The following is a 20184-nucleotide window of genomic DNA, read 5'->3' as shown; positions in this document are numbered from 1 at the left end:
GCGCGCCTCGACTGCTCAGTCGTTCGCGGGCCGCGGAGGGCTGGGCCGGCCGTTCGTCATGCGCACCCCGTCGATCACGATCGGGCTGGCGACGCCCGGGAGCCCGCCCGGTGCGATCCGCATGCCGCGCGCCTGCACTTGCGGGTCGGCGAACACTTCGTCGACTCGGTTGATCGGCCCTGCCGGTACGCCCGCGGCCTCGAGCCGCTCGTAGAGCGCCGCCTTCTCCCAGCTGCCGATTGCGGCGGCGAGCAGCGGGATCAGCGCGGCACGGTTCTCGACACGGCCCGGATTGGTCGCGAAGCGCGGATCCTCGCCAAGGCCGAGTTCGAGCACGGCGCAGAGCCGGCGGAATTGCGAATCGTTGCCGACCGCGACGATCAGCTCGCCGTCGGCGCAGGCGAATGCCTGGTACGGCACCAGATTGGCGTGGCCGTTGCCCATCCGGTGCGGCACCGTGCCCGATGCCATCCAGTTGAGCGCCTGGTTCGCCAGCACCGCAACCTGCGTATCGAGTAGCGCCATGTCGATGTGCGCGCCTTCGCCGGTGACGTCACGGCGTCGCAGCGCCGCGAGCACCGCGACGGCCGTGTAGGTGCCGGTGAAGATGTCGGCATAGGCTATCCCGGCCTTCTGCGGTGCGCCGTCGGGCTCGCCGGTCAGGCTCATGAAGCCGCCCATGCCCTGGATGATGAAGTCATAGCCGGCGCGATGCGCATAGGGGCCGGTCTGGCCGAAGCCGGTGATCGAGGCGACGATCAGCCGAGGATTCGCCGTCCGCAAGCTGGCGGAGTCGAGGCCGTATTTGACGAGCCCGCCCACTTTGTAGTTCTCGATCACCACATCCGCCTCGGCGGCCAGCGCTCGCACCTCCGCCTGCCCGGCCGGCGTGGCGATATCGATGAAGCGGGCGCTCTTGCCGCGATTGGTCGAGTGGAAATAGGCGGCGTCGAGGCTGTTGCCCTCCGCGTCGTGCAGGAACGGCGGCCCCCAGTGTCGCGTGTCGTCGCCGGTTCCGGGCCGCTCGATCTTGATCACTTCCGCGCCGAGATCGGCGAGCAACTGGCCGCACCACGGGCCGGCGAGGATGCGTGCCAGCTCGACCACTCGAATGCCCTTGAGCGGTTTCACGCGACCTCCACCACTTCTAGGGCATCCGCGCTCCCGCCGAAGGCCACGCGCTCGCCCGCCATCGCGCCCATCATCGCGCGCGCCAGCGGCGCCGTGAACGCGAGCAGCGCGGCCGCCGGATCGGCTTCGTCGTGCCCGACGATCCGGAACCGCTGCGTCCGTCCGGCGCGGCGCACCGTCACCAGCGATCCGATTCCGGCTTCGCCCGCCTCGGGGCGATCGGCGATGCGCGCGGTCGCATGCTGGGTGGACCAATAGCGGAGCGTGCGCTCCAGCTTCTTGCGCGCCGCCTCGTCGGTTTCGGCGGCAACGGCGCCTTTCAGTTCGGCGACTTTCGCTTCGATCAGAGCCAGCCCGCGTTCGGTCACCAGATTCGGTCCGACCGGGATCGGCAGCTCGAACTCGGGCTCCTTGTGCTCGTCGTCGCTCTCGCGGCGGAAGGCGACACTCATGCCGCGGCCGCCCCATGCTCGCGCGCGATTCGATAGAAGACGTGACGGTCCATCCGCGAACCGTCGCCGCGCTGCGTGCGCCCCTGCTCCAGAACGCCTCCGATCTTCTCCATGGCGCGCCGGGACCGGAGGTTCTCCGCGCCGACCACGAACACCGCGGCACGCACTTCGGCCAGAATATGATCGAGCATCAGCCGCTTCACCTCGGCGTTGACCGGACCGCCCCAGAAGCGTCGTGCGAGAAACGTCCAGCCGATCTCGATTTCGTCGCGTTGCGGGTCGTGATTGGCGTAGCGGCTGGCGCCGATCACCTCTCCGCTCTCCCGATCGCGGATCGTGAGGCTTCCGCCGCTCGCCAGCGCATCGTCGAAATAGGCGCGGAACACCGGCTCCCTCCAGCGGTCCGAAGCGGGGTGCTGGGCCCATATCTCCGGGTCCTCCGCCGCGGCGAACAGGGCGCACCAGTCGCCGGCGACCGTCGGCTCGAGCGTCACGAGCGTGCCGCGGAGCGTCGGCTGCAGGTTCATCAGAACGCCGCGATGCCGGTGATCGCCCGCCCCAGGATCAGCCCGTGCACGTCGTGAGTGCCTTCATAGGTGTTGACGGTCTCGAGGTTGATCGCGTGGCGCATCACATGGAAGTCGGCCGAAATGCCGTTGCCGCCGTGCATGTCGCGCGCGACCCGGGCGATCTCCAGCGCCTTGCCGCAATTGTTGCGCTTGAGGATGCTGATCGCCTCGGGCGCCAGCGTGCCTTCGTCGAACATGCGGCCGGCGCGCAGGCAGCCCTGCAGCGCCAGCGCGATTTCGGTCTGCATGTTCGCCAGCTTCAGCTGGACGAGCTGGTTGGCCGCGAGCGGCTTGCCGAACTGCGCGCGGTCGAGCGTGTAGGCCCGCGCGGCGCGCATGCAGGCCTCGGCCGCCCCCATGCTGCCCCAGGCGATTCCGTAGCGTGCGCGATTGAGGCACCCGAACGGCCCCTTCAGCCCCTGCACCTCGGGCAGCAGCGCGTCCTCGCCGACTTCGACACCGTCCATCACGATCTCGCCGGTGATCGAGGCGCGAAGCGACAGCTTGCCTTCGATCTTGGGAGCGGAGAGCCCCTTCATGCCCTTTTCGAGCACAAAGCCCTTGATGCCGCCGCCGTGCGCATCCGATTTCGCCCAGACGACGAAAACGTCGGCGATCGGCGAATTGGTAATCCACATCTTCGAGCCGCTCAGGCGATAGCCGCCGTCGATCTTCTCCGCGCGAGTGCGCATGCCGCCGGGATCGGATCCCGCATCGGGCTCGGTCAGGCCGAAGCAGCCCACCCATTCGCCGGTGGCGAGTTTGGGCAGGAATTTCTGCTTCTGCGCCTCGGTGCCATAGGCATGGATCGGGTACATCACGAGCGAACTCTGCACGCTCATCGCCGAGCGATAGCCCGAATCGACTGCCTCGACTTCGCGCGCGACCAGGCCATAGGAGACATAGCCGAGCCCTGCGCCGCCATAGGCTTCGGGGATCGTGGCGCCGAGCAGACCCAGCGCGCCCATCTCGCGCATGATTTCGCGATCAAAGCTCTCGTCGAGGAACGCCTTCGTCACGCGCGGCAGCAGCTTCTCCTGCGCATAGCCATGCGCGGTATCGCGTACGATCCGCTCTTCCTCGGTGAGCTGTGCGTCGAGAGCGAACGGGTCCTGCCAGTCAAACCGGCCCATTTCTGCCATGCGTCCTGTCCTATTCCGTTTCGGCGGCGGCTGCCGAAGTTTCCGATTGCACCACCGGCGCCGACGCCGGCGCCGAAGGTGGTGCGGGCGGTGCCCCGGGCGCCTGCATCGCCGCCAGTTCGATGTTGCCCAGCGCCTGTCGAGCCGCGATATAGCGTCGCGCCGCCGCGATCCAACTCTCGGCACTTTCCGCGCCCGGCAGATGGGCGATTTCGGCGAGAGCAGCTTCCACCTGCCCGGCTTCGAGAACGCGCCGAGCGCGGCGCAGCCGGTCGGCGGGGCGCGGGCTGGGAGAGGTTTCCTGGCGCAGCACGACGAGATCGTTGAACAGCCGCCGCACGCGCGACCACACGCCCTCATCGGGGCCGCCGGCGACGAGCCGTGGCGCGATCGCATCGAGCGCAAGGCGGAGATCCTCCAGCGTCGCCGGATCGTTGGCCGCGCGCAGGATCGCGGCGACTTCCTCAGGGTGCGATGCGCCGAAGCGCAGCCGCAACTGTCCTTCCACGCCGCCAAGCGGCAGGCCGCGATCAAGCAGGCGGCGCGTCGCAAAGGCGATCAGCAGCCCCTCGGCGCGATTGGCATAGCTGGAGGCGACTCGCGACGCGCTGCGGACCGCCACCAGCCGCTCCTCGAGCTCGTCGAGGCGGCCGGCCAGCATCTGTTCGCGCGCATTGAGCGTGGCAAGGTCGGTTCCTGCCGGAAGCGGCGGCACGACCACGGCTTCGGCGGGGGCGGCCTCAGTCTCCACCGGCGCGGGCGTTCTCCCGAACGGCCCCATCCCGGAAAACTGAATCAGCGCGGCGGTCGCGGCAATTCCGCCCAGAAAGGCCAGCAGGCCGACGAGGATCGTTGTTCCCAGTGCGGAAAGGCCGCGGGCCGGCTTCAGCGCGGTAGGCTCGTCGCGGCTCATGGCGCCCTTATTCCCGCGCCGGCGGCCGTGGTCAATCGGCGAGGCGGAGGGCGACGTCCCGGAGCGTGTCGTCTTCCGGAACTGCCGCCACCGCCACGCGCTCCCAGCCGCTTCCCAAGGCCCTTCTTGTCCGCTCGCTGATCGCCGCGACGGCGACGCTGCCACGCGCGACGCGCGACGCGTCGAGCACCGCCGCGAGTCGCGCGGCCGCGCGCGGCGAATGGACCATCGCGACGGCACCAGACAGCCGCTGCGCCGCAGCTTCCGCGATCTCGCGCGGCTCGCTGGCATAGACAGTGCGCACGTCGGCGATGATCCCGCCCTGCTCGATCAGCCGATCGCGCCCGGCGAGATGCAGCGCTCGGCGAACGCCTGCTCCGGCGGCAGCGGCGATCAGGGTGTGCGCGCCGTCGTGTCCGATCGCCGCCACCACGAACCCGGCGCGCCGCGCCGCCCCCGCAGTCGCTTCGCCCACCGCATGGACCGGCAGCGCCAGCAATGCGGCCAGTTCGGGTCCGGCATGGCGGACGGCGTTGGCACTGGTCAGGAGCAGCGCGTCATATTCCCTCGGATCAGGCGCTTGCCAGGGGACGGGCACGACGTCGAAAAGCGGAAGCCGGATCGCCCGGCGTCCGGTCGCCTCCACTGCAGCCGCCGTCACTCGGTTGCCCGGCTCCGGTCGCAGGACGGCGATCGGGCGGCTCATCCCGCGAACAGCCGCCGCACCGTCTCCGGGGCGCGGGCGAGCAGGTCGCGCGCCATGATCTCCGGAAGCTTTGGATCGCGCGGGGCGCCCGCTTCCTGCCCGTGGACATGCGCTTGCCCGTCTTCCGACAGCAGTTCGGCGCGCAGCGTCAGGATCGCGCCGTCCAGCGTCGCCAGGGCACCCACGGGTGAATGACAGTCGGCCTTGAGCGCCGCGAGCAGGGCACGCTCGGCGAGGACACAGGCACGCGTCTCGGGATGATCGATCGCCGCCAGCCGCTCGACCGCGGTCCGGTCATCGCTGCGCGCTTCGACGCCGACCGCCCCCTGCGCGGGCGCCGGCAGCATCACGTCAACCGGCACGGGCACGCCGATATCGTGCCGCCCGAGGCGCTCCAGCCCCGCGGCGGCGAGAAGAGTCGCGTCGGCCTCGCCTGCCGCAAGCTTGGCGAGCCGCGTATCGACGTTGCCGCGGAACAGGACGATCTCGAGGTCGGGTCGCAGCTTGCGCAGCTGCGCGGCGCGGCGCGGCGAACTGGTGCCGAGACGTGCGCCCTGCCGGAGCGCCTCGATCGAATCGGCACCGATCAGCCGGTCGCGCACATCCGCTCGCGCCAGCACGGCTGCCAGCGTGACGCTCGGCGGCCGCAGCGTCTCCACGTCCTTCATCGAATGTACGGCGCAGTCGATCTCGCCGTCGAGCAGCGCGCGGTCGAGCTCCTTGGTCCACAGCGCCTTGCCGCCGATTTCGGCGAGCGCACGATCTTGCACCCGGTCGCCGGTGGTGCGGATGGTCACGATCTCCACCGCATCTTCCGTCCAGTCGTGCGCGCCGATCAGCGCGTCGCGCACCATATTGGCCTGAGTGAGCGCGAGCGGCGATCCGCGCGTTCCGATGCGAAAGGGGCTGGGCATGCCGCTTGTGCTAGCGGCCGGCGCCTCTAGATGGAAGCGATGGCATTGATCCTGGGCCTCGAATCGAGCTGCGACGAGACGGCCGCGGCATTGGTCGCGAGCGATCGGACAATTCGTGCGCATCGGCTCGCGCGGCAGGACGCCCAGCATGCACCGTACGGCGGCGTCGTTCCCGAGATTGCGGCACGCGCGCATGTCGAAATGCTGGGCCCACTGGTCGAGGCGGTGCTCGACGAGGCGGGGGTGACGCTGGCCGATGTCGATGCGGTCGCGGCGACGGCGGGGCCGGGGCTGATCGGCGGTGTGATGGTCGGGCTCGTCACCGGCAAGGCGCTGGCGCTGGCGGGCGGCAAGCCGCTGGTCGCGGTGAACCATCTCGAGGGACATGCGCTCTCGCCGCGCCTGACCGATCCCGATCTGGCCTTTCCCTATCTGCTGCTGCTCGTTTCGGGCGGCCATTGCCAGCTGCTGCTGGTCGAAGGCGTCGGCCGCTACCGGCGGATCGCCACCACGATCGACGACGCCGCGGGCGAAGCCTTCGACAAGACGGCGAAGCTGCTCGGGCTCGGCTTTCCGGGGGGCCCGGCGGTCGAGCAGGCGGCGCGACAGGGCGACCCGCGCGCGGTGCCGCTGCCGCGCCCGCTGCTGGGATCGAACGAGCCGCATTTCTCGTTCGCCGGCCTCAAGAGCGCCGTATCGCGCGCGCGCGACGCAGGCACTCACCGCGCCGAGGATATCGCCGCCTCGTTCCAGCAGGCCGTGATCGACTGTCTGCTCGATCGCACTGCCCGCGCACTCGATTCGGTGGCAGGCGTCGGCGTCAGCGCGCTGGTCGTCGCGGGTGGCGTCGCGGCCAACCAGGGCGTGCGCGCTGCGCTCGAGGGGCTCGCTGCCAGCCGCGATTTGCGGTTCGTCGCGCCGCCGCTCTGGCTGTGCACCGATAATGCGGCGATGATCGCCTGGGCGGGGGCCGAGCGATTCGGTGCCGGGCTCACCGATCCGCTCGACGTGCCGGCCCGCGCCCGCTGGCCGCTCGATCCGACAGGCGAAAAGGTGCGCGGTGCGGGAGTGAAGGCATGACGATCGGAGTAATCGGCGGCGGTGCCTGGGGCACTGCGCTCGCACAGGTACTGGCCTCGGGCGGCACCGCCGTTCGGCTCTGGGCGCGCGAGGCGGAAGTGGTCGGCGCGATCAACGAACGCCACGAGAACACCGTTTTTCTGCCGGGTATTCCGCTTTCGCCGAACGTCAGCGCGACGCAGCAGCTCGGGGATCTCGCCGATGCCGATCCGATCCTGGTGGTGACGCCGGCGCAGCATATGCGCACGGTGCTCCGCGATTTGCCCGGCAGGGGGCAGCCGCTGATCCTCTGTTCGAAGGGGATCGAGGCGGGATCGCACCAGTTCCTGCATCATGTCGCCGCCGAGGAAGTGCCCGGTTCGCGCATCGCGGTGCTTTCCGGGCCCACCTTCGCGCACGAAGTCGCCTCGGGACTGCCGACTGCCGTCACGCTCGCCGCCGATCCGATCGACTGCGCCAACGAACTCGCCGGCGTGATCGCGCGGCCGTCGTTCCGCCCCTATGTCTCGTCGGACGTGGTGGGAGCGGAGATCGGCGGCGCCGTGAAGAACGTGCTCGCGATCGCCTGCGGCGTCGTCGAGGGGGCCGGTCTAGGCCAGAATGCGCGTGCGGCGGTGATCGCGCGCGGCTTTGCCGAAATGGCTCGCTTCGGCGTGGCGCGCGGCGCGCGGATGGAGACGCTCGCCGGTCTGTGCGGCCTGGGCGATCTCGTTCTCACCTGCTCGTCGACCAGCTCGCGCAACTATTCGCTCGGCGTCGGACTTGGGCGGGGACAAAGCGCGCAGAGCCTGCTGGCGGATCGCAAGACCGTGGCCGAAGGCGCCTTCACTGCGCCGGTACTGCGCGAGGCCGCACTGGCGGCGGGCGTCGACATGCCGGTCGCGCAGGCCGTGTGCGCGCTGCTCGACGGCGCCGAAGTGGCGGACGTCGTCGACGGTCTGCTCAACCGTCCGCTGCGCGAAGAAGGCGTGTGAAGCGCTGGGCGGTGCTGCTGCGCGCCGTCAACGTAGGCGGGCGGACGCTCGCGATGGCCGATCTGCGCGCGATGCTGGAATCGCTGGGGTTTGCCGACGTCGCGACTCTGCTCGCATCGGGCAACGCGCTGATTTCGACCGAACAGCGCGACTCCGCCGCGCTCGAAGCCGCGCTCGAGCAGGACGCGGCGGCCAGGTTCGGTTTTCCGATCGATTTCCTCGTCCGCGACGGGCGCGAGCTGCGCGACATCATGGCCGCCAATCCCTTTCCGGACGCGGCCCGCGAACGCCCGAACAGGCTCGTCGTGCTGTTTCACCGGACCCCGCCCGATCCGGCTCTGCTCGATGCGCTGGCCGAGCGCTATTCCCTCCCCGAGCGGCTGCACGCGCGCGGGCGCGAACTCTACATCGACTATCGCGACGGGCAGGCGCGCTCGCGGCTCCAGCCGGCGATGGCGAAACTCGGCTTCCCCAAGGTGGCGACGGCGCGCAACTGGAACACCGTCGGCAAGCTCGCCGCGCGGCTCGCGCCCGGCTTGTGAGCCTCAGAAGTCGATCGCCACGCCCTTTTTCTCCCAATCGCCATAGCGAGTCGGATCGCGGTCCAGCGGGTCGTGGTCGGCCGCGTCGGGCGCGGGTGCCCGCGGCTCGGGCACCGGCGTGTTCGCGCTCAGATGGGCGGGCGGTTTCACATGATCGGGGCGCTTGCCCATGGCTCTGGTTCCGAATTGATTTGAGCGGCGTCGCGCACCACATTGGTCGGACAAGGAGTGGGTTCAAGTGAACGGTTTCAAGACGACGATGTTGCTCGCGGCGCTGACGGCGCTGTTCATGGCGCTCGGCTTCACCCTCGGCGGTCGCGCCGGGATGATGCTCGCGCTGCTGTTTGCCGCGGGCATGAACCTCTTCACCTTCTGGAATGCCGACAAGATCGTGCTCCGGATGCACAATGCGCGCGAAGTGGATGAGGCGAGCGCGCCCGAGTTCGTCCGGCTGGTGCGCGATCTCGCGATGCGCGCCAAGCTGCCGATGCCGAAGGTCTATCTGATCGAATCGCCGCACCCCAATGCCTTCGCCACCGGGCGCGATCCCGATCATGCCGCCGTCGCCGCCACCACGGGTCTGATCGACATGCTCGATCGCGACGAGATCGCGGCGGTGATGGCGCACGAGCTGGGCCATGTCCGCAATCGCGATACGCTGATCATGACGATGGTCGCCACCATTGCCGGTGCGATTTCGATGCTCGCGAACTTCGGCCTGTTCTTCAGGGGTGCGGATGGTCGCGGCGCGGGAATCGCGGGGCTGATGGCAGTGTTCGTGGCTCCCTTCGCGGCTATGATCGTGCAGATGGCGATCAGCCGCACGCGCGAATATGGCGCGGATCGCGCGGGTGCGGAGATTTCGGGCAACCCCGCTGCGCTCGCCTCGGCGCTGGCGAAGCTCGAACGCGGCGCGCGGAGGATTCCCAATCCGGTCGCCGAACGGGTGCCGGCTGCCTCGCAGCTCTATATCGTGCCCGGCCTCGCGCGGCGCGGCGACAATATGTTCTCGACCCATCCCGACACGGCGAACCGGATCGCCGAACTCGAACGGCTCGCACAGCAGATGGGCAGTACCACCCGCACGGGCACGGCGCTGGCTTCGTCTTCCTGGCCCGCTCAACCGGTCGTCGCCGCGCGGCCTGGTGTCGCTTCGGTCCCCCGCACCGGTGCGCGCCGCCGGCCTGCCAGCGCGCTCGATCCGCTGCGCCGCGACTAAGTGAGCTCCCGCAACACCCGCACACGACCGGCACCGCGCCCGGCCGAGCCCCCTGGCGTTCCCGCGCGTCGTGCGGCGCTGCGGCTTCTCGACGCGGTGCTGCGCCGCGGCCTGGCGCTCGAGTCCGAACTCGAAGCTGCCGCAGGGAAGCTGGCGCCGTCGGACCGGGGGCTCGCCCACGCCATCGCCGCAGAGGCACTGCGCCGCCTGCCCGATCTCGATGCGCTGATCGATTCGGCGACGGCGCGGCCGCTTCCCCATGACGCGAAGGCGCGCTCCGCATTGCGAATCGCGTTGGTCCAGGCGCTGGCACTCGGTACGCCGCCGCATGCGGCGATCTCGACGGTCCTGCCGCTCGTCGATGGCGGGCCGCGCAAGCTGGTCCATGGCGTGTTCGGTACGCTGATGCGCGGCGGCGCAGCGCTGCCCGAGGTGCCGACGCTGCCGCCCGCCGCTGCCGAGCGCTGGGAGGCGGCCTGGGGTGATTCCATGGTCGGCGAAGCCGCACGCGCCATCGCCGCCCCGCCGCCGCTCGACCTCAGCCTGCGCGATCCCGCCGACACGGCCGCCATCGAGGCGCTCGGGGGCGAGTCGCTGATGCCTGGCCATGTTCGCCTGCCTGCGGGGGCTTCGGTTCCCGATCTGCCCGGCTATGTGCAAGGCGCCTGGTGGGTGCAGGATCTCGCCGCGTCGCTTCCCGCCCGGTTGCTCGGATCGGGGGCGGGCAAGGCGCTCGATCTCTGCGCGGCTCCCGGGGGCAAGACGCTGCAGCTCGCCGCGGCGGGCTGGGAAGTCACCAGCGTCGACTCGTCCGAAAGTCGTCTTGCGCGACTTGCCGAGAATCTGTGCCGTACCGGCCTGTCGGCCGAAGTGATCGCAGCCGATCTGCGCAGCTGGGAGCCTGGCGCTGCCGCCGATGCGGTGTTGCTCGATGCTCCGTGCAGCGCCACCGGCATCTTCCGCCGCCATCCCGATGTGCTGCATCGCGTTCGCCCCGCGCTGGTCGCCGAGATGGCGGCGTTGCAGCGTCTGCTTCTCGCCCGTGCCGCGCGCTGGGTCCGCCCGGGCGGCCGGCTGGTCTTCGCCACCTGTTCGCTCGAGCCCATGGAGGGCGAAGCGCAGATCGAAGCTTTTCTGGCTGAGAACCCGGATTTCGCGCTTGATCCGCCGTCGAGTGACGCCATGCCTGCAGACGTCGGGATCGACCCGCGCGGCTGGCTCCGCATCCTTCCGGGCATGCTGGCCGGGCAGGGCGGGCTCGATGGTTTCTTCATCGCGCCCCTGGTGCGCGTGCGCTGAAGTCTCGCGAACCCCGTTGCGGGCGGTTCAGGCCATGCTAAGGGTTCCCGCCATGCCTGCTGTCCGCATTGCGCCATCGATCCTCTCCGCAGACTTCGCCCGGCTGGGCGAAGAAGTGCGCGCAATCGATGCGGCCGGAGCCGACTGGATCCACATCGACGTGATGGACGGGCATTTCGTGCCGAACATCACGATCGGGCCGGCGGTGCTGAAGGCGCTGCGCCCGCACACCGCCAAGCCGTTCGACGTGCATCTGATGATCGCTCCGGTCGATCCCTTCCTCCAGGCGTTCGCCGAGGCCGGGGCGGACACGATCACTGTCCATCCCGAAGCAGGCCCGCATCTCCACCGCACGCTTCAGACGATCAAGGCGCTCGGCAAGCGCGCCGGCGTGGTTCTCAATCCCGCCACGCCTGTTTCGGTGCTCGATCATGTGATGGACATGGTCGATCTCATTCTGGTCATGAGCGTGAACCCCGGCTTCGGCGGGCAGAAGTTCCTGCCGAGCCAGCTCGACAAGATCGCCGAGCTGCGCCGCCGGATCGACGCGACTGGGCGCCCGATCGACCTGGAAGTCGACGGCGGCATCGACCGCCGGACGGCGCCGCAGGCGATCGCCGCCGGAGCCGATGCGCTGGTCGCCGGCACCGCGACCTTCACCGGCGGGCCGGATCGGTACGCCGACAATATCCGGGCGCTGCGGGGCGCGTGAGCGGCATGCTGGAACAGCCGCCGAAATCCCCCGACGCCGACGGCATCGAGGAAGGCAAGCGGCTGATCCGTCTGGGCGGCGATCGCGGCCTCTCGCTCGCCGAGCGTGTGTCCGAGCGGCTTCAGCGGCTCACCTGGCGCACGCCGCTCCACACCATGCGGCTGCGGGGGCGGCACCCGCTCAAACTGATCGCCGTCGCCGACGATCCCTTCCTGGGCGATCCCGCCAGGGGCAATGCGCTGCTCGACGGGATGGTGACGTTTCGAGGCGAGAGTCGCGAGATCGCGGGGCTCGACTATGCCCGCGCCGACTGGTCGAAGCCGTTCGGCGAATATCTGCACAGCTTCGCCTGGCTACGCGATCTGTCGACGGTCACCACGCGCGCCCGCGCGGCGCCGGTCGCCGAAGCGATGATGCGCCCCTGGCTCGCCGCCCATGCCGAGAAAGTGTCGGAAACCGCCTGGCGGGCCGATCTCTGGGGCCGGCGCATCCTGTTCTGGACGGCGCATGCTCCGCTGATCCTTTCGAGCACCGATCTCGTCTATCGCTCGGCGGTGCTGCACGCGCTCGCGCGGGGCGCGCGTCATCTCGATCGCGCCGCCGATCGCGTGCAGGTGGGGCCGCCGCGCATCGCCGCCTGGTGCGGCGTGCTGGTCGCCGGGCTGATGATCCCCGGGGGGGATCCGCGCCGTTCGTTCGGCGAGGCGGGCCTCCAGCGGGCGCTCGAACTCTCGGTGTTCGACGATGGCGGCGTCGTCACGCGTTCGCCGGCAGCACAACTCGACGCGGTGATGCTCCTTGCCATGCTGTGCGAAGGCTATGCGGCGCGCCGGCTCGATCCGCCCGGCTTCGTCGAAGTGGCGCTGGCGCGGATGGTGACGGCGCTGCTTGGCGTGTGCCACGGCGACAAGGGGCTTTCGAGCTGGCAGGGTGCCGGCCCCGTCCCCGGCGCGGTACTCGAGCAGATTGTCGAAGCCACTGGAATTCGCACTCGGCCGCTCAAGCAGGCGCGCGACTGGGGCTATCAGCGCCTGACCGCGCAGAAGACGGTGCTGATCATGGATGCCGCGCCCCCGCCGGTCGCGCGGCTGGTGGAGGGCGGCTGTGCTTCCACGCTGGCGTTCGAGCTCTCCGACGGGCCGGACCGCATCGTCGTCAACTGCGGCGGCGCGCGCATGGCCGCCACTGCCGCGCTCGCCGAGGGACTGCGGACCACCGCCGCCCACTCGACGCTGGTCGTCGGCGACAGCAATTCGACTGCCATCCACGCCGATGGCACGCTCGGCCGCGGCGTAGGCGAAGTCGAGCTCAGCCGCCACGAGAGCGAGAATTCGAGCCGGATCGAAGCGAGCCACGACGGCTATGCGCGGCGCTATGGCCTCATTCACCGGCGGCTCGTCGCGCTTTCGTCGGACGGGCGCGACGTGCGTGGCGAGGACAGTCTGCTTCCCTCCGACAAGCGCCGGCGCAAACAGGCGCCGCCGTTCGCAATCCGCTTCCATCTCTCGCCCCACGTCGAAATCTCGCCCACCGCCGACGGCATGGCGGCGATCCTGCGCACGCCAGCCAGTGCGTTGTGGCAGTTCCGCTGCCGCGGCGGTGCGCTCGCGATCGAGGACAGCATCTGGATCGACGGCAACGGCCGCGCGATCCCCAGCCAGCAGCTCGTCGTCAGTGGCGAGGCGGCGCCGGGCGGCACCAGCGTGAGCTGGGTGTTCCACCGCGCGCGCTAGCCCTTGCCAGCCGGGCGCGGCTTGCCCATTAGCCCGCGCCATGACCGATATCGCCATTCGCCGCGCGCTCCTCTCCGTTTCGGACAAGACGGGCATCGTCGACTTTGCCCGTGCACTCGCCGCTGCCGGTACCGAACTGGTCTCGACCGGGGGCACCGCGAAGGCGCTGCGCGACGCGGGGCTCGCGGTGCGCGACGTGTCCGAGCTCACGGGCTTCCCCGAGATGATGGACGGCCGCGTCAAGACGCTGCATCCGATGGTCCATGGCGGCGTGCTCGCGGTGCGCGACGACGCCGATCATGTCGCGGCGATGGAAGCGCATGGGATCGGCGCGATCGATCTGGTCTGCGTCAATCTCTACCCGTTCGAGGCTACGGTCGCGAAGGGCGCGGACCGCGCGACGGTGATCGAGAACATCGACATCGGCGGCCCTTCGATGGTCCGTTCGGCGGCCAAGAACCACGCCTTCGTCGCGATCGTGACCGATCCCGCCGATTATCGCGCCGTCCTTGGCGAGCTGGAGGGCAGCGGCGGCAGCCTCGGCCTTGCGACGCGCAAGCGGCTGGCGGCCAAGGCCTTCGCCGCCACCGCCGCCTATGACGCGGCGATCGCCGGCTGGTTCGCCTTTGCCGATCACGGGCAGGCGCTGCCCGATCGCATCTCGGTGGCGCTCACGCGCGGGCAGGAGCTGCGCTACGGCGAGAATCCGCACCAGTCGGCTGCGCTGTATCTGCCTCAGGCGCCGGGCGTGCGCGGCATCGCCCAGGCCGAGCAGCTACAGGGCAAGGAGCTGAGCTACAACAACTTCAACGACGCCGATGCCGCGCTCGAGCTGGTCAGCGAATTCCGCGATGGTCCGCCGACGGTCGTCATCGTCAAGCACGCCAATCCCTGCGGCGTCGCTTCGGGCGACACGCTGCTCGAGGCATATCGCGCCGCCTTCGCCTGCGATACCGTGTCGGCGTTCGGCGGCATCGTCGCGGTCAATCGCCCGCTCGACGGCGAAACGGCGCGTGCGATCACCGAGATCTTCACCGAAGTCGTCGCCGCGCCCGATGCCAGCGACGAGGCGCGCGCGATCTTCGCCGCGAAGAAGAATCTGCGGCTGTTGCTCACCGGCGCGCTTCCCGATCCCGCGCGGGGCGGATTGACGATGAAGTCGATCGCCGGCGGCATGCTGGTCCAGTCGCGCGACCATGGCATGCTCGACGCGGCCGATCTGAAGGTTGTGACCAAGCGGCAGCCGAGTGCGCAGGAACTCGCCGACTGCCGCTTCGCCTGGACGGTGGCCAAGCATGTGAAGTCCAACGCGATCGTCTATGCGCGCGACGGGGCGACCGCCGGCATCGGTGCGGGGCAGATGAACCGGCTCGAATCGGCGCGGATCGCTGCATGGAAGGCGAAGGACGCGGCGGAAAAGGCCGGCTGGGCAGAACCGCGCACGATCGGTTCGGCGGTCGCGTCGGACGCTTTCTTCCCGTTCGCCGACGGGCTGCTCGCCGCGGTCGAAGCGGGCGCCACCGCAGTGATCCAGCCGGGCGGATCGATCCGCGACGCCGAAGTGATCGCCGCTGCGGACGAGGCCGGGCTGGCAATGGTCTTCACCGGAATGCGTCACTTCCGCCACTGAGCGGCGGGCGAAGCCGGCTCAGAGCTTCTCCTCGACCGGCAGTGTCGGCCCGCTGCTCTTCGGCAGTTTGCGGAACAGCGCCCGGTCTTCGGGTCCGAACGCGAATTTGATGATGACGTAGAGGTAGCTCACCAGGATCGCGGGCATGCCGATGCTCAGCTCGGCCCACTCATATTCCGGGGGGAGCGAGGCGAAGGCCATGCCGACGACGCCGCCGGTAAGGATCGCCCAGACAAACGCCCAGCGGAAGCAGACAACATTCGCGCCCAGCATCCGGCTCAGCACCCAGCTCTTGGCCACCGAGCCGATCGTGACCGAGATCAGCAGCGCGACCGCCGGCCCCGCCGCCTGATACTCGCGCGGCCAAGCCAAGTCGCGCATCAGGAAGACGAGCGCGAAGCTCAGCGCCACCTGCAGCCCCAGCACGAGCAGCGAGATCATCAGATTGCGGTGCCGCGCAGTGTAGACGAGACCCACTTCGCTCACCGCACCGGGCGACGCCAGCACCTCGGCGACGAGCAGCACCACGAGCGCGCCCGCGCCGATCACGAATTCGGGACCGATCAGCCCCATCACGCCTTCGGCCGGGATCACGAACATCACCATCAGCGCCGCCTGCGCGGCGATGATCCAGAAGCCGACCTGCCGTACCTGGCGTGCAACGGCGGCCAGATCGCCTTCGGCCAGGCTCTTGGTGACGACCGGCCCCAGAATCGGATCGAAGCTCGATTTGAGCCGCTGCGGAAGCGAGGCGACCTGCTGCGCCATGTAATAGATGCCGACCACTTCGGGCACGAACAGCAGGCCGAGGATGAACCGGTCGACGTTGCGCGTGCCCCATTCGATCGCGTCGGCGCCCGCCAGCGGCACGTTGCGCCGCGCCAGCGCGAAGATCGCGCTGGGATGCGGCACCCAGCCGCGCGGCAGGCCATATTCGCGTATGAAGGGATAGAGCGAGGCGAACAGCGCCGCGGTCATCGACACGACATAGGCGATGATCAGTCCGTCGCGCGCGGAGATGTACGAGAGCACCCAGGCGGCGATGCTGATCGTCCACGGTTCGACGATCGCGCGCGCCGTCACCGATGCCTTGATGTTGTGCCGATAGGCAAGCGCGGCGAGCGAGACGTCGGACCAGGCGACGGCGATCACCGCGAGCGACAGGAACCGCTCCATCCCCTGTACCTGGCTGTTCGGATACATGATCTCGGGGACCGCGAAGAGCAGTGCGCTTGCCGCGATCGACGCGATGAATGCCACCACCATCGCGTCCCACACGACATGGCTGTGCGGCCGATCGGTCGATGCCAGCGCCTGCGCCAGCCCGCGCTTCAGGCCCAGCGTGGCGAGCAGCGCCGCGATTTCGATGACGAGCACCGCCAGCGCGAATCGGCCGACGATTTCCGGCCCATAGACGCGCCCGGCGATGAACAGGAACGGCAGCCGCGCTGCCAGCCGCAGGACGAACCCGAGGATGTTGGTCCGGCCGCCCTTGGCGAGCGTCGCGATGTCGTCGGACGTGCCCGCCGGTTCAGTCGACACAAAGCGTTCCGGCAACATAATCGACCGAGCGGATTCTGATCTCCGGAGAAGGGTCGGTCCGGCGAGCCGATGTCTCGACGATCACGTCGGCCACGGGGGAGCACCCGAATCCTAGTTGTTGCCGCCAATGGGCGGTGACGCACAGGCGCTCGCCGTCGCAGCGTGCGACCTCGAACGCATGGACATCCGCGACGGGGAAGCCAGCGAGTGCCGCAGATGGCGAACGGCACGACGCGGGTGCATCGGAGCCCATGTCGTTGCACCGGATCCTGCCACGAAGCGATTCCGCCTCGCGAACGGCGGTCGCGGTGGCGCGCGCCGCGAAATAGGCCGATTCGGGGGTGTCGGGTCGCACCGAAAAGAGCCGCGGTGCCGTGCGCCCGGCCACCGGAGCCAGTGCCGCACAGCCGACAGCATCGGTAGCCGGACGGCCTTCTGCGGTGCCGGACACCAGCATCAGGTATCGCGTGAACGTGTCGCGCCCCACGACACGATGAGGCGCATCGGAACGCGAATTAGGCGGACCATTCTCGAACCGGACGACTACCCCGTCGACACGGCACAAGCCGGAAAACCCGGCCGGAACGGGAGCTCGATAGAAGGTGATGTAGTTCAGGCCGGGTGCCGGGATCATGCCGCCGCCGTCGCCGTGCACATCGGCTTCGGGATAGTCTGCCGCCACCGCTGTGCCCAGCAGCCGAGTCGCGAGCGCTTCGGGAGACATTTCCCGCGCCTCCGCCAGCGTCAGTCGCACATCGTCCTGCGCAGCGGCGCCGCTGCTCGCGAAGAGCACGAGCGATCCCAATGCTGCAAACCAGCGCCTCAATGCGCCGCGCCCCAGCTGGGGCCGACGCCGATTTCGACACCCAGGGGCACGCTGAGTTGCACCGCCGGCTCGGCCGCGGTCGCCATCACGCGCTCGATCACCGGCTTTGCGGCCTCAACATCCCCCTCCGGCAGTTCGAACACGAGTTCGTCGTGAACCTGCATCAACATCCGCACCCGCGGCAAGCCCGCGTCCTCGAGCGCCGGGCCCATTCGGACCATCGCGCGCTTGATGATGTCGGCGCTGGTGCCCTGGATCGGCGCGTTGATCGCGGCGCGTTCGCTGCCGGCGCGCTCGTTCTGGTTGGGCGACTTGATCCGCGGGAAATGCGTCTTCCGGCCGAAGAGCGTGGTCGTATAGCCGCGCTCCTTCGCCAGCGTCAGTGTTTCGGCGATATAGCGGTTGATCCCGGGAAACCGTTCGAAATAGCGGTTGATCATGTCCTGCGCCTCGTCGGGTGTCACGTCGAGCCGTCCGGCGAGGCCCCAGCGCGAGATCCCATAGAGGATCGCGAAGTTGATCGTCTTGGCGCGGCCGCGGGTGTCGCGATTCACTTCGCCGAACAGCTCCTGCGCGGTCATGTTGTGGATGTCGTCGCCGTTCTCGAACGCCTGGCGCAGCGCCGGAACGTCGGCGATATGCGCGGCGAGCCGCAGCTCGATCTGCGAATAGTCGGCGGCCAGGATCACGTTGCCCGGCTCGGCGACGAAGGCGTCGCGGATCTGCCGGCCGACTTCGGTGCGGATCGGGATGTTCTGCAGATTGGGGTCGGTCGACGAAAGCCGCCCGGTCTGCGCGCCGGTCAGGCTGTAGCTGGTGTGGACTCGCCCCGTCTCCGGATTGATCTCGTTCTGCAGCGCATCGGTATAGGTCGATTTGAGCTTCGAGAGCTGGCGCCAGTCGAGCACCTTGGCGGCGATCGCCGCGCCCTTCGGCTGGTCCTTGTCGGCGGCGATCCGCTCCAGCTCGTTGACGTCGGTCGAATAGACGCCGGACTTGCCCTTGCGGCCGCCCTTCAGCCCAAGCTGTTCGAACAGCACGTCGCCGAGCTGCTTGGGGCTGCCGATCGTGAAGCTGGTGCCGGCGAGATCGTGGATCTCGCGTTCCAGCGCGGCGATCTGGCCCGAGAATTCCTCGGAAAGCTTCGCCAGCGCCCCGGCATCGACCTTCACCCCGGCGCGTTCCATCCCGGCGAGGACCGTCACCAGCGGCCGGTCGACCATCTCATAGACGCGCGTCGCACCCTCATAGGCGAGCCGCGGGCGGAACCGACGCCACAGCCGCAGCGTCACGTCGGCATCCTCGGCGGCGTAGCGCGTGGCGGTGGCGAGATCGACTTCGTGGAAGCCGAGCTGCTTCTTGCCGGTGCCCACCACTTCCTTGAATGCGATGCAGCTGTGCGACAGATGCGTCGCCGCCAGCTCGTCCATGCCATGGCCGTGCAGCCCCGCATCGAGATCGAAGCTCATCACGATCGTGTCGTCATAAGGCGCGACGTCGATCCCCAGTCGCGCCAGCACGATCATGTCGTACTTCAGATTGTGCCCGATCTTGAGCACCGCCGGATCCTCGAGCAGCGGCTTCAGCTTCGCGATGACATAGTCACGATCGAGCTGCTGCGGCTTTTCGGCGAACATGTCGCTGCCGCCGTGTGCGACCGGGATGTAGCAGGCGAGATTGGGGTGCAGCGCCAGGCTGATCCCGCACAGATCGGCGTGCATCGCGCCCAGGGCGGTGGTCTCGGTGTCGATCGCTACCCATCCCTGGTGCCGCGCGGCGATGATCCAGCGCTCGAGCGCCGTCTCGTCGGTCACCGTCTCATATTTGTCGTGGTCGCACGGCGGATCTTCCTCGATCGGCACCGGCGTCCGGCTTTCGACCGGCGCATCGGCGACGGCGGAAAGCCGCGCGAGCAGCGATTTGAAGCCGTGATGTTCCAGAAAGGCGCGCAGCGGCGCGTCGGGGATGCCCTGCAGCGCGAGCTGGTCGAGCGGATCGGGCAGCGGCACGTCGCACGAGAGCTCGACGAGCCGGCGCGACAGCCGGGCGGCTTCGGCATGCTCGATCAGATTCTCGCGCATCTTCGATTTCTTCATGTCCGGCGCCGCGGCCAGCACGGCCTCGACGTCGCCGTACTGCTGGATCAGCTCGGCCGCGCGCTTGGGGCCGATCCCCGGGACGCCAGGCACATTATCGACGCTGTCGCCCATCAGCGCGAGCACTTCGCCGAGCTTGCCGGGCTCGACGCCGAACTTCTCGAGCACATGCTCGGGCCCGAGCCGCCGGTTGTTCATCGTGTCGTACAGGTCGAGCCCGGGCTCGATCAGCTGCATCAGGTCCTTGTCCGAACTGACGATCGTCACTTGCCAGCCCTGCGCCAGCGCAGCCTTGGCGTAGGAGGCGATCAGGTCGTCGGCTTCCCAGCCCTCCTCCTCGATACAGGGAAGGCTGAACGCGCGCGTCGCGTCGCGGATCATCGGGAATTGCGGGACCAGATCCTCGGGCGGCGGCGGCCGATGCGCCTTGTACTGATCGTAGAGGTCGTTGCGGAACGACTTGGACGATTTGTCGAGGATGACCGCCATATGCGTCGGCCCGTCCGCCTTGTGCAGCTCGTCGGCGAGCTTCCACAACATGGTGGTATAGCCATAGACGGCGCCCACCGGCTCGCCATGCTTGTTGGTGAGCGGCGGCAGCCGGTGATAGGCGCGGAAGATGTAGCCCGAACCGTCGACAAGATAGAGATGGTTGCCCATGCCAGCGGCTTAGCAGCGCGCATCGGCAGGGGCGAGATGCGATC

The 20184-nt window shown here is 69.1% G+C and carries 19 protein-coding genes; 8 read left to right on the top strand and 11 right to left on the bottom strand.

Annotated elements, in window-relative coordinates; all coding sequences use genetic code 11:
- Positions 1 to 15 precede the first annotated feature (15 nt).
- The 7 genes from ACQ450_RS10065 to hemC are packed head-to-tail and all read right to left on the bottom strand — an operon-like array spanning position 16 to position 5827.
- Positions 16 to 1131, bottom strand: coding sequence for a CaiB/BaiF CoA transferase family protein (locus ACQ450_RS10065; protein WP_431469171.1), 1116 nt, complete (start codon positions 1129 to 1131; stop codon positions 16 to 18).
- Positions 1128 to 1583: a GreA/GreB family elongation factor gene (locus ACQ450_RS10060; protein WP_431469170.1), complete on the bottom strand. Its 456-nt coding sequence runs from the start codon at positions 1581 to 1583 to the stop codon at positions 1128 to 1130. Before ACQ450_RS10060 ends, ACQ450_RS10065 begins: the two co-directional genes overlap by 4 nt.
- Positions 1580 to 2110 carry a GNAT family N-acetyltransferase gene (locus tag ACQ450_RS10055; protein WP_431469169.1) on the bottom strand — a complete coding sequence of 177 codons (531 nt, stop codon included), beginning with the start codon at positions 2108 to 2110 and terminating at the stop codon, positions 1580 to 1582. Before ACQ450_RS10055 ends, ACQ450_RS10060 begins: the two co-directional genes overlap by 4 nt.
- Positions 2110 to 3294 (bottom strand): acyl-CoA dehydrogenase, encoded by a 1185-nt coding sequence (locus ACQ450_RS10050; protein ID WP_431469168.1) that lies wholly within the window; start codon positions 3292 to 3294, stop codon positions 2110 to 2112. The genes ACQ450_RS10055 and ACQ450_RS10050 overlap by 1 nt, the downstream gene beginning before the upstream one ends.
- A 10-nt stretch (positions 3295 to 3304) precedes the next feature.
- Positions 3305 to 4207: a hypothetical protein gene (locus ACQ450_RS10045; RefSeq protein WP_431469167.1), complete on the bottom strand. Its 903-nt coding sequence runs from the start codon at positions 4205 to 4207 to the stop codon at positions 3305 to 3307.
- Positions 4208 to 4238: 31 nt separating this feature from the next.
- Positions 4239 to 4913, bottom strand: a complete 675-nt coding sequence (locus tag ACQ450_RS10040; protein WP_431469166.1) for a uroporphyrinogen-III synthase — start codon at positions 4911 to 4913, stop codon at positions 4239 to 4241.
- On the bottom strand, positions 4910 to 5827 hold the full coding sequence (gene hemC, locus ACQ450_RS10035; RefSeq protein ID WP_431469165.1) for a hydroxymethylbilane synthase: 918 nt from the start codon (positions 5825 to 5827) through the stop codon (positions 4910 to 4912). The genes ACQ450_RS10040 and hemC overlap by 4 nt, the downstream gene beginning before the upstream one ends.
- Before the next feature lie 39 nt (positions 5828 to 5866).
- Here hemC and tsaD point away from each other — a divergent pair, with 39 nt between their 5' ends.
- From tsaD to ACQ450_RS10020, 3 genes are read left to right on the top strand one after another with little or no spacing between them, the layout of a single operon-like run.
- Positions 5867 to 6907 carry a tRNA (adenosine(37)-N6)-threonylcarbamoyltransferase complex transferase subunit TsaD gene (tsaD, locus tag ACQ450_RS10030; RefSeq protein WP_431469164.1) on the top strand — a complete coding sequence of 347 codons (1041 nt, stop codon included), beginning with the start codon at positions 5867 to 5869 and terminating at the stop codon, positions 6905 to 6907.
- The gene (locus ACQ450_RS10025; protein WP_431469163.1) at positions 6904 to 7881 is read left to right on the top strand and encodes an NAD(P)H-dependent glycerol-3-phosphate dehydrogenase; all 978 of its coding nucleotides are present in this window, start codon (positions 6904 to 6906) and stop codon (positions 7879 to 7881) included. Before tsaD ends, ACQ450_RS10025 begins: the two co-directional genes overlap by 4 nt.
- The gene (locus ACQ450_RS10020) at positions 7878 to 8423 is read left to right on the top strand and encodes a DUF1697 domain-containing protein (protein ID WP_431469162.1); all 546 of its coding nucleotides are present in this window, start codon (positions 7878 to 7880) and stop codon (positions 8421 to 8423) included. The genes ACQ450_RS10025 and ACQ450_RS10020 overlap by 4 nt, the downstream gene beginning before the upstream one ends.
- Positions 8424 to 8426: 3 nt before the next feature.
- On the opposite strand, the gene ACQ450_RS10015 is transcribed toward ACQ450_RS10020, so the two are convergent.
- Complete coding sequence (locus ACQ450_RS10015; RefSeq protein WP_431469161.1) at positions 8427 to 8594, bottom strand: DUF1674 domain-containing protein; 168 nt, start codon at positions 8592 to 8594, stop codon at positions 8427 to 8429.
- A 67-nt stretch (positions 8595 to 8661) separates the two neighbouring features.
- On the opposite strand from ACQ450_RS10015, the gene htpX reads away from it, so the two are divergent.
- Genes htpX through purH form a run of 5 tightly spaced genes read left to right on the top strand, consistent with a single transcriptional unit; the run spans position 8662 to position 15016 of the window.
- Positions 8662 to 9642: a zinc metalloprotease HtpX gene (gene htpX, locus ACQ450_RS10010; protein ID WP_431469160.1), complete on the top strand. Its 981-nt coding sequence runs from the start codon at positions 8662 to 8664 to the stop codon at positions 9640 to 9642.
- Complete coding sequence (locus tag ACQ450_RS10005) at positions 9643 to 10941, top strand: RsmB/NOP family class I SAM-dependent RNA methyltransferase (RefSeq protein WP_431469159.1); 1299 nt, start codon at positions 9643 to 9645, stop codon at positions 10939 to 10941.
- Positions 10942 to 10993: 52 nt separating this feature from the next.
- Positions 10994 to 11653 carry a ribulose-phosphate 3-epimerase gene (rpe, locus tag ACQ450_RS10000; RefSeq protein WP_431469158.1) on the top strand — a complete coding sequence of 220 codons (660 nt, stop codon included), beginning with the start codon at positions 10994 to 10996 and terminating at the stop codon, positions 11651 to 11653.
- A gap of 5 nt (positions 11654 to 11658) precedes the next feature.
- Positions 11659 to 13386 carry a heparinase II/III family protein gene (locus ACQ450_RS09995; RefSeq protein ID WP_431471204.1) on the top strand — a complete coding sequence of 576 codons (1728 nt, stop codon included), beginning with the start codon at positions 11659 to 11661 and terminating at the stop codon, positions 13384 to 13386.
- A gap of 40 nt (positions 13387 to 13426) precedes the next feature.
- Positions 13427 to 15016: a bifunctional phosphoribosylaminoimidazolecarboxamide formyltransferase/IMP cyclohydrolase gene (purH, locus tag ACQ450_RS09990; RefSeq protein WP_431469157.1), complete on the top strand. Its 1590-nt coding sequence runs from the start codon at positions 13427 to 13429 to the stop codon at positions 15014 to 15016.
- An 18-nt stretch (positions 15017 to 15034) separates the two neighbouring features.
- Here purH and ACQ450_RS09985 read toward each other — a convergent pair whose 3' ends face one another.
- The 3 genes from ACQ450_RS09985 to polA are packed head-to-tail and all read right to left on the bottom strand — an operon-like array spanning position 15035 to position 20140.
- Positions 15035 to 16576: a lipopolysaccharide biosynthesis protein gene (locus ACQ450_RS09985; RefSeq protein WP_431469156.1), complete on the bottom strand. Its 1542-nt coding sequence runs from the start codon at positions 16574 to 16576 to the stop codon at positions 15035 to 15037.
- Positions 16548 to 17384 (bottom strand): hypothetical protein, encoded by an 837-nt coding sequence (locus ACQ450_RS09980; RefSeq protein WP_431469155.1) that lies wholly within the window; start codon positions 17382 to 17384, stop codon positions 16548 to 16550. Before ACQ450_RS09980 ends, ACQ450_RS09985 begins: the two co-directional genes overlap by 29 nt.
- On the bottom strand, positions 17381 to 20140 hold the full coding sequence (gene polA, locus ACQ450_RS09975) for a DNA polymerase I (protein WP_431469154.1): 2760 nt from the start codon (positions 20138 to 20140) through the stop codon (positions 17381 to 17383). Before polA ends, ACQ450_RS09980 begins: the two co-directional genes overlap by 4 nt.
- Positions 20141 to 20184: the final 44 nt, after the last annotated feature.

Origin of the sequence: Sphingosinithalassobacter sp. LHW66-3 (genome assembly GCF_050703275.1) — a bacterium.
Taxonomy (GTDB): domain Bacteria; phylum Pseudomonadota; class Alphaproteobacteria; order Sphingomonadales; family Sphingomonadaceae; genus Sphingomonas.
The sequence above is the reverse complement of the archived record's forward strand: the minus strand, read 5'-3'. Positions and strand labels throughout refer to the sequence as shown.